Annotated in this window: 13 protein-coding genes; 6 read left to right on the top strand and 7 right to left on the bottom strand. The window is 34.8% G+C overall.

The window, feature by feature from the left end; genetic code table 11:
* Positions 1-29: 29 nt before the first annotated feature.
* The 4 genes from PHO43_RS08835 to PHO43_RS08820 all read left to right on the top strand — a co-directional run bounded on the left by PHO43_RS08835 (position 30) and on the right by PHO43_RS08820 (position 3,487).
* Positions 30-338 (top strand): DUF4286 family protein, encoded by a 309-nt coding sequence (locus PHO43_RS08835; protein WP_288010019.1) that lies wholly within the window; start codon positions 30-32, stop codon positions 336-338.
* Positions 339-353: 15 nt separating this feature from the next.
* Positions 354-929, top strand: a complete 576-nt coding sequence (ruvC, locus tag PHO43_RS08830) for a crossover junction endodeoxyribonuclease RuvC (RefSeq protein ID WP_082057354.1) — start codon at positions 354-356, stop codon at positions 927-929.
* Between the two features lie 65 nt (positions 930-994).
* Positions 995-1,939 (top strand): HU domain-containing protein, encoded by a 945-nt coding sequence (locus tag PHO43_RS08825; RefSeq protein WP_045089479.1) that lies wholly within the window; start codon positions 995-997, stop codon positions 1,937-1,939.
* A 312-nt stretch (positions 1,940-2,251) separates the two neighbouring features.
* Positions 2,252-3,487, top strand: coding sequence for an aminotransferase class I/II-fold pyridoxal phosphate-dependent enzyme (locus PHO43_RS08820; protein WP_053826418.1), 1,236 nt, complete (start codon positions 2,252-2,254; stop codon positions 3,485-3,487).
* Between the two features lie 79 nt (positions 3,488-3,566).
* Here the strand turns inward: PHO43_RS08820 and PHO43_RS08815 are convergent, their stop codons facing one another.
* The 4 genes from PHO43_RS08815 to cysK form a co-directional block, all read right to left on the bottom strand.
* Positions 3,567-4,799 carry a peroxiredoxin family protein gene (locus tag PHO43_RS08815; RefSeq protein ID WP_288010022.1) on the bottom strand — a complete coding sequence of 411 codons (1,233 nt, stop codon included), beginning with the start codon at positions 4,797-4,799 and terminating at the stop codon, positions 3,567-3,569.
* Positions 4,800-4,888: 89 nt separating this feature from the next.
* Positions 4,889-6,442 carry a SusD/RagB family nutrient-binding outer membrane lipoprotein gene (locus PHO43_RS08810; RefSeq protein ID WP_288011966.1) on the bottom strand — a complete coding sequence of 518 codons (1,554 nt, stop codon included), beginning with the start codon at positions 6,440-6,442 and terminating at the stop codon, positions 4,889-4,891.
* Between the two features lie 35 nt (positions 6,443-6,477).
* On the bottom strand, positions 6,478-9,666 hold the full coding sequence (locus PHO43_RS08805; protein ID WP_053826415.1) for a SusC/RagA family TonB-linked outer membrane protein: 3,189 nt from the start codon (positions 9,664-9,666) through the stop codon (positions 6,478-6,480).
* A 233-nt stretch (positions 9,667-9,899) separates the two neighbouring features.
* On the bottom strand, positions 9,900-10,868 hold the full coding sequence (gene cysK, locus PHO43_RS08800) for a cysteine synthase A (RefSeq protein WP_288011964.1): 969 nt from the start codon (positions 10,866-10,868) through the stop codon (positions 9,900-9,902).
* A gap of 132 nt (positions 10,869-11,000) precedes the next feature.
* Here cysK and PHO43_RS08795 point away from each other — a divergent pair, with 132 nt between their 5' ends.
* Complete coding sequence (locus PHO43_RS08795; protein WP_052673131.1) at positions 11,001-11,648, top strand: response regulator transcription factor; 648 nt, start codon at positions 11,001-11,003, stop codon at positions 11,646-11,648.
* A gap of 1 nt (position 11,649) precedes the next feature.
* Here the strand turns inward: PHO43_RS08795 and PHO43_RS08790 are convergent, their stop codons facing one another.
* From PHO43_RS08790 to PHO43_RS08780, 3 genes are read right to left on the bottom strand one after another with little or no spacing between them, the layout of a single operon-like run.
* The gene (locus tag PHO43_RS08790) at positions 11,650-12,570 is read right to left on the bottom strand and encodes a TolB family protein (RefSeq protein WP_053826414.1); all 921 of its coding nucleotides are present in this window, start codon (positions 12,568-12,570) and stop codon (positions 11,650-11,652) included.
* Positions 12,571-12,588: 18 nt separating this feature from the next.
* On the bottom strand, positions 12,589-13,602 hold the full coding sequence (locus tag PHO43_RS08785; protein WP_288010031.1) for a type I phosphomannose isomerase catalytic subunit: 1,014 nt from the start codon (positions 13,600-13,602) through the stop codon (positions 12,589-12,591).
* 45 nt (positions 13,603-13,647) lie between these two features.
* Positions 13,648-15,657 carry an alpha amylase C-terminal domain-containing protein gene (locus PHO43_RS08780; protein WP_053826412.1) on the bottom strand — a complete coding sequence of 670 codons (2,010 nt, stop codon included), beginning with the start codon at positions 15,655-15,657 and terminating at the stop codon, positions 13,648-13,650.
* A gap of 135 nt (positions 15,658-15,792) precedes the next feature.
* Between PHO43_RS08780 and PHO43_RS08775 the strand changes: the two genes are divergently transcribed.
* A complete protein-coding gene (locus PHO43_RS08775; RefSeq protein ID WP_197271993.1) occupies positions 15,793-17,232 on the top strand; it encodes a PDZ domain-containing protein in 1,440 nt (479 codons plus the stop codon).
* The last annotated feature ends 671 nt before the right edge of the window (positions 17,233-17,903 follow it).

The raw sequence follows: 17,903 nt of genomic DNA, 5'->3' as shown, positions 1-17,903 counted from the left end.
GCATAAATTAAATAAAAAAACTCCTTTAGATGATTGTTTTCAACACAACTTTCCATATAGATGAAACTCTTCAAGATGAATTTATAGAATATATTCTTCAGGAGTTTATACCAATGTCAACAAAAAGCGGAATTTTAACTTCAGCAAGATTTGCCAGAATATATGGAAGTAATAAGGATGAAGGTTTATCATTCGCTATGGAATTTCAGGTTGAAACTATTGAACTGCTTGAAAAATGGAACAGAGAGGAGAGTAATTATGTATATAATCTGTTAATGGATAAGTTTAAAGAAAAGCTTGTGGGCTTTTCTACTGTATTACAGACTATTGACTATTAAACTTCATTATTTACCATGCAAAAAGACTCTATTCAAAAAGAGCGTATAATTATGGGAATTGACCCCGGTACACAGGTTATGGGTTACGGAATCCTTCGAGTTTTGGATAACAAACCCTCTATGGAAGCCATGGGTGTTATGAATCTTGGTAAATATGGTGATCATTATTTGAAGCTCGCAAAAATATATTCAAGAATAATAGGACTTATTGATGAATATCTTCCTGATGAACTAGCCATCGAAGCTCCTTTTTTTGGAAAAAATGTTCAAAGTATGCTAAAGCTTGGAAGAGCCCAAGGGGTTGCAATGGCGGCCGCAATATCAAGAGATATTCCTATTTTTGAATACGCACCTCTGAAAATAAAGATGTCCATTACAGGTAATGGTAGAGCTGCTAAAGAGCAGGTAGCATATATGCTACAAAAGATTCTACATATTCCGGATGATAAGATGCTTTTGCAACTTGATGCCTCCGATGGTTTGGCTGCTGCATTATGCCATTTTTATCAGTCAGGAGTATCAACAGTTGATAAGAAATATAAAGACTGGAAAGACTTTGCAAATAAGAATCCTGATAAAGTTAACCGTTAGTTAAAAAATGATGTTTTTTTTACTACATTTGACTTGATTTACCTCTATTTTTTTATCTTTGCCTTATGAACCGACTTGTTACACACATCGAATTCTTGCTGCACGAACACAATTGTGTAATTATTCCAGAACTTGGAGGGTTTGTTGTAAACACCAGTAACTCTCACAGAGATGGAATTTCTATCTATTTACCACCATCTTGTGAATTGGTCTTCAACAGGGATCTTACTTATAATGACGGACTTCTAGCAGAATCATATATGAAGACTTACAGCATTTCATTTGATGCTGCTATGCTTTGGATTGAAGAGGAAGTCTCTGAAATGAAGAAGCAATTGAGGGATCAACGTTCTGTAGAGTTAGGAAGATTAGGTTCTTTTATCTTATTTGATGATAACAGGTTTTCATATAAACCTGGAAGTTTTATCCGTCCCGCTTTATTTGGTCTGAGTATGGCCAGATTGAAACCATTGATTCAATTGCAGAAACCTGTAAGTCTTACTGAGGCTAACAGAGGGGTTGATTCAGATAGTAGTTACAATAAAAAACGTAGTTTAAGAACTGCAAGTGTTGCAGCAGCTGTTGTGGCTGCTGTAGTATTAATAATGTTCTTTATGCCAATGAGTGACAGGACTATTGAACGTCAATCTGCCAAAATATCTTATGAAACAGAATGGCTTACACCTAAAAACAATAGATCTAACGAAATAATCATTGAGAATAAAGCTACTAAAGAAGTTGTATTTCCTGCATCAGAAATTGTAGAGATAACTGATGATTCTCCAAGGTATTATATCATAATGGGTGTATTCAAAGGTGATAAGTCTGCCACACGACTTGCTGAATCACTAAAAGCAGATGGTTTTACAGGAACAAACTGGTTAGAGAGGCCTGAACGTATTGATGTTTATTCAGCGTCATTTGATAATGAAACGGATGCTGAAGAGTTTTTAAAGAAAGTACATAAACATTATCCAAAGTATTCGGATGCATGGATTCTAAAACGATAATTTTTTTATTATGTCTATCAAAAGGAGTATTGTATTAGGTTTTATTTTCTATTGGGTTTATGAAATGTACCATCATAGGAAGAGATTGGTACCACCTACTGACAGATTTAAATTCCCTGATTTTTAGAAAAAAATAATTATCCCCGAATAATAAACCTTCGGGGTTTTTTTATGCTTTTATGTACTTATTTTTATCTTTGTATTTAATATAATTTGTATTTCAGTATTTTATTATATTAGATTCATATATATATGAATTATATTCTTTTATTTTGTTTTAGGTAAGAAGTATAAAATGGTAATTTAAATATAATGAATAAAATAAATCAGGTAGATAGGTTATTGAGTCTGAGTTATCCAAAACCAGATCCTTATGGATCTTTATCAATGCCGGTTTACCACGCTCTGGCTTATGAATTTTCTACTGCAGAAGAGATGGAGAATGCATTCTGTGGCAGAACTGACGAGCATACATATTCGAGAGTGTCAAACCCAACTGTACAATATTATGAAGAACGTGTAAAAATGCTAACAGATGCTTATAACGTTACAGCGCTTAATTCAGGAATGGCAGCAATCAGTAATGCGTTCTTCACATTAGCTTGGAGTGGTAGTAATATAGTCACATCAAAATATTTATTTGGTAACACATACTCTTTTTTCATTAATACGTTAAAAGCTTTTGGTGTTGAAACACGCTTTTGTGATTTGACTAATCCAGCAGATGTTGCTGCTAATCTTGATGAGAACAGTTGTGCACTATTTGTTGAGATTATTTCTAATCCACAAATGGAGGTTGCTGATCTTAAGAAATTGAGCAGTGTAGCACATGAAAATAATGTTCCTCTTATAGCTGACACAACAATAATACCTTTTACTAATTTCAAAGCAAAAGATTTCGGTATTGATATTGATGTAATATCAAGTACTAAGTATATATCAGGCGGAGGAACTAGTCTTGGTGGTTTAATTATTGATTACGGTAAGTTTAACTGGAAGAATTCAGCCAAATTAAACTACTTATCAGAAATTCATGAATCAGCTTTTAATTTTAAGCTACGTAAGGAGATTCATCGTAATATAGGTGCTTATATGACACCAGAAGTGGCCTATATTCAGTCCCTCGGACTTGAAACATTAAGTGTAAGGTTTGATAGACACTCAACAACCTGTTTGGAGCTTGCTAAAAAACTCCAAGCGTTACCCGCAATCAAATCTGTTAATTATACCGGATTGGGAGATAATGTATATTATGAAGTGAGTAAACGTCAATTTGGTGAATACCCGGGTGCAATGCTCACGTTCGACCTTGAGTCTAAGGAAAAATGCTTTAAATTCATGAACAAACTTCAAATTATACATAGAGCAACTAATCTGTTTGATAACAAAACTCTAATAATTCATCCGGCAAGTACAATTTATGGAACCTTCACTTCTGAACAGCGTTCAGATATGGGTATAAAAGAAACCACACTCCGTCTGTCAGTAGGACTTGAGAGTGTGGATTCAATATTTTCAGATATAAAACAGGCTCTAGAATATATTTAGATATATGCTTTAAGATATTATCTACTCAATTTAAATTTAATATATTTAGATTAAATAAAAATCACTTTAACGATACTGATCATTCTTCCAAAAGAGAGTCAATCAGTTGATTGAATTCCTCTTTAAATTCCTCATAGAATAATCCTGTAGCCGGTCCGTTAAAACCTGTATGCACTTTACGTACTTTCCCCTGTTTATCTATATATATAGTTGTAGGGTAACTTGAAAAATTATCCAGTTCCGGCAATGCACCTGCAACATTTTCCCTGCCTACAGCACCTCCAAAAAGCAAAGTATAACCAGTATTGTATCGTTCTTTTAACTGAGTAAGAGCTCTTTTCCCATAATCGAAATCATCTTTTCTTTCAAAAGCTATACCAATAACTTCAACACCACGATCTCTGTTTTCCTCATACCATGGTGCAAGATATGCCATTTCATCGAGACAGTTGGGACACCAACTTCCCAGAATAGAAACAATAACCACTTTACCCTGATACTTTTCATCTTTGAGAGATACAATATTTCCATTAAGATCGGGCAATTCAAAACTTAAAGTGTCAAATCCTTTCTTTAGTCCTGCTAATGAATAAGGGTCAGCCAATTCAGCAGCATCATTTTTATTACCGATAATGCGTGTAGTTCCTCTTGCTGTATAGAAAATTCCCTCAAAACTATTTTCATCAATAAAATTAAAATCAAAATAATAAGGGGTTAAACCACTAAATGCAGAAAGTTGAACACCTTTTTCAGTATATGCTCCTTCCAAATATCTTAAATCTCCCGAAAGTGTAAGAATTGAACCAGTAATAATATTGTTATCTGTTTTAAAAATCCCAACATTATGTGTTGTATCCCTATTTTCACCTATAAAAAGCACATCCCATTTACCATCAATTCTCAATGATGTAGGATTATCAACAGGTTCAAATCTGTTCAGAACTCCAAAAGTAGCCCTAAAAGGTATACCCGGATCATTCTCTATATAATGCTTCAAGAATTTTCCTTCTATCTTATTGTCTGAAATTATACCTCTTAACTCTGCATCATATGCAATTATAGGGATAATCAGAGTGTCATTGATTAATGAAAATCCATTTAAGACAAACCTCTCTTCTCCGTTCAGCAGAATAACTGTTGCAGAGTCAGACGATACCTTGTTAACTTCAAAAAGAAATGGAACCTTTTTACCTTCAGCAACTTCTATTTCACCTAGCCAGATTCCGCTTTGCAGATCTGCTTTTTTGTCTTTTTGATTGCAGGAAAACATAACAATAAGCACTGCAAGTAATAATATCGTTTTGTATTTCATATTTTATTTAAATTGAGGATATTAATAAAAAATAGTTGTAATATACTGCTTCAACCAATATAATTATAAGGTCGTAAAATTACATGTTTTTATTTAAACACCCATAGTTTAGTTTCAATTACATCATTACCCTGTTTTGCAATTGCATCCTGATAACTAGTTAGATTAACAGATTGTTCTTTTACAGGATAATATAAACGAGATGGGACTCCTCCGTCACCAAATAATGGATTAAAAGTATATGTTACCTGACCTCCGTTTACCTGACCTGAATATATAATATCTCCTGTTTTAATAAGAAAATCAGGAAATCCGGTTCTGCGATACTCACTCCAACCTTCCAGAAACTGAGTAAATAGTGCAATATATTTCTGATTAAGAACATTTCTCTGATTGGCTACAGGTAGTGATGCTATATAATTTTCAACTTCAGAATCTGTTACTCCCCATTTCTCCAGAGATGCTCTTACACCATTAATATAGTCAGTTTGACTCCATCCATTATGTTCAGATTGAAGAAATGCAACCTCGGAATACTCCATAAGTACTTCTCCAAAATCAGGAGCACTGTAAATAGCACCTGGCAGACTAACTTCAGTTGCAGGAAAACTACCAGCTTCAGATTCAGTTAGTCCATACGGTAATCCTACATATTCACCCTTACTGTTTAGTGCTGCAAATTTGCTTAAACGAGGGTCTGCAAAAGGTATTTGTGGATTTTCTCCTTTAAGTAAATCGATAAAGGGTTTTGAAATAGCAAAGTCTCTTCTGTTAGCAGTTACTGTAGCACGATAATATGGGGCTTCATTAGGGGAAGCTGTTGAGTATTTAAAAATTGCATTATCTGCATTACTTGTGAATACACCTTTTGTCAGTGCATCTGTAAAATGAGAACTGTATAGTTCCGGATTCTTAACTTTTAATCTGGTAGCAAATCGTAATCTAAGTGAATTTGCAAATTTTGCCCACTTAAGATTATTACCTCCATAAATTATATCAGATGCCCCAAATGTTGTTTCGGCCTGATACTTAATTAAAGTATCACCTGCCTGTTTTAACTCATTAAGAATATCTGCATATATCTTCTCCTGAGAGGCATATGCCGGTGTTAAGTTGTTTGTTTCCTGTTGCAGAGCCTCAAATTCAGGATCATTGTTTCCATAAGAATGGTAAGGAACATTCCCAAAAATATCAGTAAGCGCATAAAAAGCATATGACTTTAATATTTTGCTTATAGCAATCTGGGTTGAGTTTCTTCCTGCGCCATCTGCTGTTACCAAATCTTTAGTTTCAGGGTTACTGTTAAGTATGATAATTTCCTGAAGGTTGTTCACTGCTTTGTAAAGACCATTCCAGATAGTCTCCGAATAACTGAAGGGGATGTCATAGCGTGACTGACTGGTATATGTTACCTGACTTATCTGTTGTGTAAACAATGCAGAGCTTCGAAGAGATGCTGGTTCACTCTTAACATTATCAACAAGCTGTTTTTGAGCAGTTACAATTAGTGATGTAGTCTGCACTGAGGATGGTCTGTTTGGATCTATATTAAGATTCTCATCTATACATGATGTAAAAAGGAATAATAATGGTAGTGATAATACTGTTAGATGAGATACTAGTGATATATTAAATAATTTCATAACTTATTCTGAATTAAATTGTTCATTAATCTTTTTTAAAACCTGAAACTTAAATTGATGCCATAAGTTAATGGTGTGGGCATATTACCACCTTCAATTCCCTGAACATTTCCACTGCTGTTGGTCAACTCTGGATCAATTGTTTTACTCTTTCTGTATAGATAAAATAGGTTACGCGCATATAGAGAGGTGCCAATACTTTTCACAGGACTATTTTCCGATAATTTAATATCATACCCAAGTGATAATTCTCTTAGTTTAATAAAGGTAGCATCAAAAATACTATATGCTGTAGGTCCGTTACTATAGTTCCTTGCCCATGCCTGAGCTGTTACATTTTTAGTATTAGGAGCAATATTTGTTACACTATAGGTGCCATCAGCGTTAAAGGTTACATCTGCTGTTACGCCATCAGAAACAACTCCTGTTTCACGAATGCCATTAGCTGCTGTTTCAGGAAGAATACCTGAATACATAGCCACAGAGTACGTTTGGGAAAAGAATTTTCCACCTACACGTGAGTCAACAAGAAAATTAAATCTAAGATTCTTATATCTTAATCCATTTTGAAAGCTCCAAAGAAAGTCAGGAAGTACACTGCCTAAGGGGACAATCTGCTGAGTCCTCATGTGAAGACCATTTTCACCCACAACTTTTTGTCCATCAGGAGCATAAACAAAATCGTAACCCTCTATCTGACCATAACTTTTACCTTCCTGTGCAGTGAGTGTTACAAGAGTTGTACTAAGATTTAATTTATTTACGGCATCAGAAAGCTCAATTATTTTATTTATGTTTCTTGAGAAATTAAACGTTGTATTCCAGTCCCAGTTTCTACTTTTAACCGGATTTATACCTAAAATCACTTCAAAGCCTCTGTTATTTATTTCACCTGCATTGATTAGCATAGAAGAATACCCAAATGCTGCTGATGTAGGTAATGAAATTATCTGATTACGGCTTGAGTTATTATAATATGTAAAATCAAGATTTATAAGATCTTTGAAGAATTGTAATTGCAAACCGGTCTCCAGTGAAGATGTAATCTCTGGTTTAAGATTGATATTATTTAATTGATTAGGTAAAGTGTATGCACTTCTGCCATTAATTGAACTTACCGCTTCGTATACTTTGTAAAGCTGATACGGATCTGTATCATTACCTACCTGTGCCCATCCTAATCTAAGTTTGGCAAAAGAGAGCCAGTTGCTGTTACGTAGCCCTGGTAGTTCGCTAAGTATAACTGATGAAGTAACAGATGGGTAGAAGTATGAATTGTGTTCAACAGGCAGTGTTGAAGACCAGTCATTTCTAAATGTACCATCCAGGTAAACTGTACCTTTCCATCCATAAGATATACTTCCATAAACCGATGAAAGCTGTTTTTTATATATACCTGTTGTTGGGTTTATAATAGTTGATGTTGCATTATTTAGGCTGTAATAGTTAGGTATAATCAAACCCCCAGAAGTGGAAATATCACTTATTCTTCTGTTTCTCTGTAGATAATTAGCTCCTACATTTGCAACAAAAGAGTGATCACTCCAAGATTTGTTAGCTGTAGCAAGCAATTCATAGTTAAATTCCTCATATTTTTGACTATATTCCTGGTACATAGATTGCGAACGCGAGTTATAAGCTATTCTGTCCTGATAATCATAATCATATATATCTGCATTTAAACGACCTGTTACAGATAGCCATGGAGTGGGGGTGAGTACAATGCCAAAATTCCCATAAAGCCTATCTCTGTCCTCTTCAAGATAACTTTCATAAGCCGACCAGTATGGGTTATCAATATATTTGGTTTTCTCATCAGCTACAGTGTTCTGATAACCTGTACGGTTCCATGCTCTTGGAGTACCATCTGGTCTTTTATATTCACTAAGTTTCTTATAATCAACCTGAACATGACCCCATTGAAAAGCTTCCAGAATAATATTCCTGTTGGAAGCACCTGTCCATGGTCGTCCAGTAGTTGAAGTTTTGATATAATTTGCACTTGCAAAAAACGATAGTAGATCACCTGTAATATTTCCTGAAATACTCAAACTGTTTTTACCCAATGATGAGTTTGGAATAGTTCCTGTTACATTCTTATTAGTAAATGATACCCTAAATACAGAATTATCATTTGATTTAGATAAAGATATATTGTTGGTATTTGCTAATCCGGTTTTAAAGAAATAATGAACATCATTTTCAGGATATACCCATGGCTCAGGATTTAAATAATCCTCAGGATATTCTGGGTCGAGGTTATACCAATGTAGTACAGGTGTGCCATCTAATTTTGGTCCCCAGCTTTCATCTCCTGCATAATCTACAATATTATATGTTGTACCATTGATCTGTGCTGTGCTGAAAGTAGTATTATACCCACCTCCATAAAGTTTTTGACGCTCTGGTAGTCTGACCACATTCTCCAACTCCAGACCTGTATTAACTTCTATGTTAATCCCTCCATCTCCGGTCTTACCATTTTTAGTAGTAATAAGAATAACACCGTTAGCAGCTCTTGAGCCATATAGAGCTGCAGCTGAAGGTCCTTTGAGAACATTAACACTCTCAATATCATCAGGGTTAATATCCTGAATTGTGCTTCCCATATCTTTTCCTGCACTACCGTTTATTGTGGATGAACTATTCAGTTCACTGTTATCAAGCGGTACCCCATCAATAACATAAAGTGGTTGATTATTACCGGTTATTGAGTTTATACCTCTTAATGTTATTCTTGAAGAACCACCAAGGTTACTTCCACCCGAGATTACCTGTAGCCCGGCTATTTTTCCTGAAAGTGCACTCATAGGATTTGTTGGTCTGGTCTGAAATGCTTCAGAGGAGACATCCTGCACTGCATAACCTAATGCTTTTCTTTCTCGAGGAATATTTAATGAGGTAATTATCACTTCATTCAAAGTGGTAGTAGACTCAATTAGTCTGACGTTGATTGTAGCCGATTTATCTATATTTATAGATTGATTTTCGAATCCTATATAAGTAAATTCAAGTGTATGACCAATATTTGTGCTAATCCGATAATTACCATCAATGTCTGAAACGGTACCATTACCTGGATTAGTAATATCAATAATTGTAACCCCTGCCAGAGGTTCATTATACTGATCAATTACTTTTCCCGTTATAACTACATTTTGCAAATCTTGTGCATATGTACTAAATATAAGTAGTTGGATAAGAACTATAAAAGTTAATTTCATAAGTTTTAAATTATAATTATTAAAAGTTGATTTAATTATTCAAAAAAAAGCGGCTGATCTTTTGAATCAGCCGCCCCGTTTTATGATACCTTTTTTAATTTAGGTATACAGAGAGGGCTGATTATGAAGTTTTGTACAACAAACATTCATTGCTGACATATTCATAACCAACATTCTCTGCATGTTATTTAAGCCTGTAATCATTTCGAGGAATATTGAGTGTTTAAAAAGTATCAATCTTCAACCTTAGAAAGCTGTAATGGATATTCCTCAAAAGCATAAAGTACTGTGGATAAATAACGTTCACCTGTGTCAGGGAGTATCACAACAATATTTTTCCCTTGATTTTCTGGTTCAAGTGCTATTTGCAATGCTGCATATGCTGCTGCACCTGAAGATATTCCAACAAGTAAACCTTCAGTAGATGCTAACCTGCGACTCGTAAGAATTGCTTCATCATTGTTTACTTTATAAATGCGGTCTACTACTGATGAATTGTATGTTCCGGGAATAAAACCAGCACCTATTCCCTGTATTTTATGAGGACCGGGATTACCACCCGATAATACGGGTGAATCAGTGGGTTCAACGGCCACTACTTGTATTTTGGGATTATACTCTTTCAAGCGTTTTCCGGCTCCACTCACAGTTCCACCCGTACCAACACCGCTTACTAAGATATCCACTTTTCCATCAGTATCTCGCCAAATTTCTTCTCCTGTTGTAAGGTAATGAATTTCAGGATTTGCCTGATTTTCAAACTGCTGAAGAATAACTGAATTTGATGTCTGAGCCTGCAGTTCTTTTGATTTTGCTATAGCACCTTTCATACCTTCAGCTCCGGGTGTTAATACTAGTTCAGCTCCCAGTGCTTTGAGTAAATTTCTTCTTTCAATGCTCATCGTTTCAGGCATTGTTAGAATAAGTCTGTATTTCTTAATTGAAGATACAAATGCCAGGCCAATACCGGTATTGCCACTTGTTGGTTCAATTATTACAGAGCCTGGTTTTAATATACCCTTTTTCTCTGCATCTTCAACCATCGATAACGCGATACGGTCTTTTACACTGCTAAGGGGATTAAAACTCTCTAACTTGGCAATAATATTTGCCTTTGCTCCCTCTTTATCTCCATATTGACTTAGTCTGAGTAATGGTGTATTACCTACTAGTTCTGTTAAATTTGCTGCAATTTTTGACATATTGTTAATTTTTAATTTTTTATGAAGCAAAGATATTAGATGAAATATGAGATTGAAATAGCACATTCGTGGTATATTTACTGATATAGTGAGATAAATTATTAAATTTGTGATTGTAAAATAATAATTATTGTGAGTCGGAATTATATTGTTGCAGATAATCAGGATGTTACGCGAATAGGGCTAATATCAATACTCAGAGAGTATAATAAAGAAGCAAAGATTATTGAGGTGGAAAACTACAGTAAAATGCTTTTCATGCTTCGCCAATACCCTAATTCTGTTGTAATTGTTGATTATTCTTTATTTGATTTTTTATCAATAACTCACTTACTTAACATTAAGAGTGGAGCTAAAGCTTCATCATGGCTAATCTTTTCTGACGAACCTGATGTCCATTTTCTGAGACAACTGTTACAATCAGATCCCTCCATCAGCGTTGTTTTAAAACATAATTCCAAATCCTATATATTGGATGCATTAATGTGTGTCACAGAATATGAGGTATACTGGTGTGATTTTGCTGAATCTGTTATGAAAGCAGGTGTCCCCCAGCAAAATATTCCTGATAAACTTACGGTATCTGAATCTAATATTCTAAGAGAGATTGCTTTAGGTAAAACAACAAAAGAAATTGCAGTAGAAAAAAATTTAAGTTTCCATACAGTAAATACTCACCGACGCAATATCTACAGAAAACTCGGGGTTAACAGCGTAAACGAAGTAACCCGGTATGCATTGCAAGCCGGGTTAATAGATCAGATGGAATATTATATATAGTTCAGTCGTTGTTTATATATCTTACAAAAGCTATGTTTTTACCATCGGGCGACCAGCTATGAACATTTAATGTTCCTTGACCACCATAAAAAACAGGTGTAAGATCACGTATCTGTGAAGTTTCTACATCCAGCAATCTCAATTTAACATCTTTTCCAAATGGATGTCCTCCCTGCTGATCTTCTATATAGGCAATATATGCTATACTTCTGTTGTCAGGTCCCGGGTGTGGAAACCAATTATCATATTCATCATTGGTCAGTTGTGTCTGTTCACTTCCATCAGGCCGCATTCTGTAAATGTGCATTCTTCCGGTTCTGTTGCTATTAAAGTATATCCATTCTCCGTCATAGCTATACTCCGGACCATCATCCAAACCTTTTGCATCAGTAAGGCGTATCTCTTCATCAGTTATCATGTGAGATTTGTAAACATCCCATTCTCCATTTCTCATTGCGCAATAAACGACCCATTGATTGTCAGGACTTACACCATGCCAATAACTTGGTGCATTACCTGTGATCAACCTTGGTACACCTCCTGATAGCGGAAGAATAAAAATTCTAGAGTTTCCACCCTGTGCAGTTACAGTAGGGTCGTTATGACTCACAATAAGCCATTTGCCGTCAAATGATAAACCATGATCATTATTGCATCTGTTGGCAAAACCAGTGTCTATTATTCCTAGTTTCTCTCCTTTTACAGATACTTTTTCAAGCAATCCATTGCTATTTATAATAAGATATTTACCATCTCGCGACCAGTTAGGTGCTTCGAAATGTCTCTTCTCACGAAGGATTACTTTCTCCTTACCTGTTTTTACGTTCAGTAATACAAGTTCACTTTCAAGGTTTTGCGGTACCTGAGCAAATGTAGTTAGTGTGGTACATAATGCAATTAACAACAGTTTGATGTTTTTCATTTTCTGCAGTTTTTAAAATTATTCTATATATATCTCGAGTAATTTAGAAGATTCACTTGGTATAATTAGAAGATTATCTGTAGTAGCTGGTATGAGAACCGACTCGCCTTGATCAATAAAAACAGAGTTACCATTATTATCTTTCAATGTACAATGCCCCGACAGACACATATATATAATAAAGGAGTCTATTTCTTTAAAATTACGGCTAATTTGGATATCAATGTCTAGCAGATTGGTGGTAAAATAAGGGCATGAAACAAGTTTCACTGGCTGATTAACTTCTTTAGTATATTCAGTTTTATATGTATCATATATCTTAAAGTCAATGACATCTTTTGCCAGTTCAGTATGGAGTTCTCTGGTGTTACCGTTAGCATCACGACGATCATAATCATAAATACGATATGTAATATCTGATGTTTGCTGAATTTCTGCTATAAAACATCCGGCTCCTATAGCATGAACTCGACCTGCAGGTAGAAAAAACACATCTCCTTCTTCTACATTGTACTTTTTTAGTGTTCCTGTAAAACTTCCATCTTCTACGCTATCTACATACTCATCTGGTGATATGTTTTTTTCAAAGCCTGAATAAAGAAATGCTCCCGGTGCAGCTTTTACAACATACCACATTTCGGTTTTTCCGAAAGAGTTATGTCTTTCTCCTGCTATTTTATCATCAGGGTGAACCTGTATTGACAAATCGTCATTTGCATCTATAAACTTAATGAGAAGAGGGAAGGTGTCTCCAAATTTGTCATAAACTTTTTTTCCAACAAGCTGCTCTTTTTTATTAGAAAGTAGTTCATTTAATGATAAACCGGCGAGTTCTCCGTTGGATATAATAGAAACATTGTTTTTTACATCTGAGATTTCCCAACTTTCACCTATACCGTCAAGTGATGGCTTGATGTTTTTGAATTCAGTAATAGCAGAACCTCCCCATATAATTGATTTAAGAATCGGCTCAAATTTCAGTGGGTATAATAAATCATTTTGACTTATTGTATTATTATTGTTCTTTGTCATTTCAGTAGTTTTTTCTTATTATTTATTCTTAATAAAATTATCTTCTTACTTCTTTATTTTTAAAACCAGCGCCGTCCGGGCAGGCAGATAAAGCTTTATCCATCCTTTATTGTCTTTTGAGTGCAGAGGATCGAAATGTGTGAAGTGATTAATAGATGTGTCATTTAAACCAAAGCCTCCAAACTCTTTATCATCTGTATCTAATATAACTTTATATTCACCCTGAGGAACTAGTATTCCGTAATCACTGAATGATTTTTTTGGATTAAAATTATATACAAACAATAGCTCGTCTCTCATATAGGCAAGTACATTATCATCATCTTTGTCCCAAACCTTAATCAAAGGTTTATCCTGGAAATTGGGAACAGATTTAATTAAGTTAATCATTGATCTGTCGAAATCTCCAAGATAATGATACTTTAAATTTCCATCATCAGCCAATCTCCACTGTCTTCTTGCGTATTTATATGACCAGTTGTTGCCCTCCCTGGGAAAATCTACCCATTCAGGATGTCCATACTCATTTCCCATAAAATTTAAATAGCCTCCATTTATCGTTGTTGCTGTAACCAGTCTGATCATTTTATGAAGTGCTATTCCACGATCTACCCTGTGGGTACTATTTGTAAGTTTCGACATATACCAATACATGTCAGAGTCAATAAGCCTGAATATTATTGTTTTATCGCCTACCAATGCCTGGTCGTGACTCTCACAATATGATATTGTTTTCTCATCGGATCGTCTATTTGTTGTTTCCCACCAGATTGCTGATGGATGCCAATCCTCGTCTTTTTTCTCTTTTATGGTTTTTATCCAGAAGTCAGGTATATTCATTGCCATTCGATAATCAAAACCATAACCGCCTTCTGAAATTTTCATAGCTAAACCGGGCATTCCACTTACCTCTTCTGCAATAGTAATTGCATCAGGTTTTACTTCATGTATTAGCTGATTGGCTAGTGTCAGATAGCATATAGCGTCCCCATCCTGACCTGCATTATAATAATCACTATAATTCGAAAATGATTCACCTAAACCGTGACTGAGATATATCATTGATGTGACGCCATCAAATCTGAATCCATCAAATTTAAACTCTTCTAACCAGTACTTACAGTTTGACAGTAAAAAATGGAGGACTTCATCTTTACCATAATCAAAGCAAAGTGAATCCCACGCCTGATGATATCTTCGTGATGGGTCACTATGAAAATACAGATCATATGATCCATCAATTCTGGATATTCCTTCAGTTTCGTTTTTAACAGAGTGAGAGTGTACTATGTCCATTATCACAGATATGCCCATTCCATGGGCAGTATCAATTAATTCACGTAACTCTTCAGGTGTTCCGCTTCTTGATGATGGGGCAAAAAAACTGGACACATGATATCCGAAGGATCCATAATAAGGGTGTTCCTGAATTGCCATAATCTGAATGGCGTTATAACCAGCTTTTTTAATGCGAGGGAGAATGTTCTCCCGAAATTCATTGTATGTACCCACCTTTTCTTCTTCACTCGACATACCAACATGTGTCTCATATATAAGAAGAGGGGAGGTGTCAGGTTTGAAATCTTTATATTTAAATGTGTATTTATGTTCAGGTTCCCAAACCTGAGCACTAAATATATATGTTTCAGGATCTTGAACAACTCGTTTGCTCCAGGCTGGAATTCGTTCGCCAGATCCTCCATCCCATGTAACATGAAGTTTATATAGATCTTTGTGATTAATGCGATTCAGTGGAACCTTAACTTCCCACACACCATTGCCAATAGGTTGCAATCGGAAAGACTCCAGATGTTGCCACTGGTTGAAAGTACCTACAAGAAAGATATCTGTGGCATTTGGTGCCCATTCACGAAACACCCACTTATCAGATGTTTTGTGTAATCCAAAATATAGATGTCCTGTTGCGAAATCAGATAATTTTATTTTACCATTATTCGTTAAATCAGATAATCTTTTCAGATAATAATCATGCCGACCGTTTATTGCTTTTGAATATGGCTCCAGCCAGGGATCATTTTTAATTATGTCTAACATCTTATTTTGATGTGTGATTTTAATATTATATGCATCGATAATAACAAAGATATAGAAATTGTGAAGATTTCATTTAATTTATTTGTTGATTTCTCATATCTTTGTCTATTGAGCACACATTTAGAAGATAGTACAATGAAACGAATTATAAATATTGTTTTTATTCTGTTATTAATTTCATTTAAATCCTTATCACAAGAAAACAAGATTACATGTGGTTTAGGTTTTAGTTTTGAAATCAGTGATGATAAAAGCTGGGGATATAAAGAGCCTGTTGTTGTGGAGATTACCCCTGGTTCACCCGCCGAAAGAGCTGGTTTAAAGATCAATGATATATTACTATCGGTCAATCATAATGGCACATATCTCAAATCTTATCAAACAATAATGTCCTGGTTCAATATAAACGAAACAGACATTACACTTGCAATTCGTAATTTCGAACACTCATTCAAAGAGATTACATTTTCGAAAGATTGCCGCAGCAGTAATGCTATTCCGGAAGCACAGCTTGCCCCGGTATTTGCATTTTATAGTTTAGAAAATGTTCAGAACAGGCGTTTTCTGATGCCTGTAAAGACCGTAACTAACGAGAACGCTCTATATCATAACTATAAAACTTTTGGGTTTGCAGCTTCTGATGAAAGTACCAGAGAGATAGATGAAAGAATAAATGCAATCTTTATACGTGCCTTATCAGAAAAAGGATTGGAGTACAATCCCACTGATCCTGACTTTATAATTCAAACATACTACAGTTTTGAAAGTAACCCTCTTTTCAAGTCTAATTCTTCAACATTTGGAAGCTATCAACCTGTTTGGAGGTATGATACAAGAAATAACAGAACCGTAAGAGTGCCTTTATATAATCCATCTGAGGGAGTTCGAATTGATGATATTGCCTATCAGTTGCAATTTGGAGCACGTTTCTATGATGTAAAATTTATGGAGGCAGGTGAGATGACACTTATTTGGGAGGGAGAGGTGAATGAGCGACTAAGTTCTTATTATAATCTGATTGACTACCTGGAAATGAATTTGCCTCTTATGCTATACAAATTTCCTTATGCAGGTAACAGATCATTTGCCACATTCCAGATTAAATATCTTAAGTACAATTATACAGGTATAGGCTATGATATGAATGATTTAAAAACAGTTGCTTCTGTTGATCCTGGCTCTCCTGCAGCGTTGGCTGGGATACGTCAGGGTGATGTGGTTATAAACATTCAGGGGCAAAGCTTTGATCACACTTCATCTCAGCAACTTACAGAGGGTTATCGTCGGTTTATTGCTGAAACTATGGAATTCAGAGATACGAACACTAGATATACCGATTCAAATGGCTTCAAGGATTGTATGTTCTGGAATATTGCTGATTATTTAAAAATATCAAACGCAATCTCAAACAATAAGAGATATAGAGCAGCTTTTTCATACCTGTTCAACTTCAATCAATATATTGACTGGAATACACCTGTTTCTATAAATATAGAGGTTGAGAGAAATGGAAATATTTTGAATTTTGCTGTTACACCTACTATTACTACAAGTTCACACTTACTGGCATATTAATATAGAAGTATATACTTATAATAGATTATGTAGTTCTGTGATGTTTTTTACTACTTAGTGGAAAAATATTTCAGATCTTGACATGCTTTTATTTTACTTTCATCTTACCTAAGCTCTTATCGTCTTCTTATATTCTTCTTATATTCTTCTTACCTGCTCCTTCTATATATGGGGATGGTAAAATAGTTGTAATAATAGTATATTATTTGGGCAAAGCTTTGGTATAAATTTTAGGGAGAATATTCTTGCAGACTAATAAGAATAGAACAGCAGGAGTATACTGGAACGGCAATTCTCTGTCATTGAATGTATTGTACTGTCAGTTACATTATAGGCAAGAAAATAATATGATGATTTTAGAAAAAAGTGATAGAAATGTTTGGAGCGTATTTATAATTTTCTCTATCTTTGCAATCCTTTTCCGCTCAATGTAGAATTCATTACAGAGGTTAATGATCGAAAAGGTTGAAAATCAATTTACATGTTGCAGAGAAAAAAATAAATTGAAAAATTATCTCGATTTATTTTGGATATTAAAAAATAGTCCATATCTTTGCACCCGCTTTTGAAAGGAACACCACCTGATAAGCGAAACGATAAGCGATCTTTAAAAAATTTACATACATTTTTTTTTGACAAGCAAGTACAAGAGATATAATATTAAGATTATA

This window comes from Lascolabacillus sp. (assembly GCF_028696275.1).
In the GTDB taxonomy this organism is placed as follows: domain Bacteria; phylum Bacteroidota; class Bacteroidia; order Bacteroidales; family Dysgonomonadaceae; genus Proteiniphilum; species Proteiniphilum massiliensis.
This window is presented reverse-complemented; position numbering and strand designations above follow the sequence as displayed.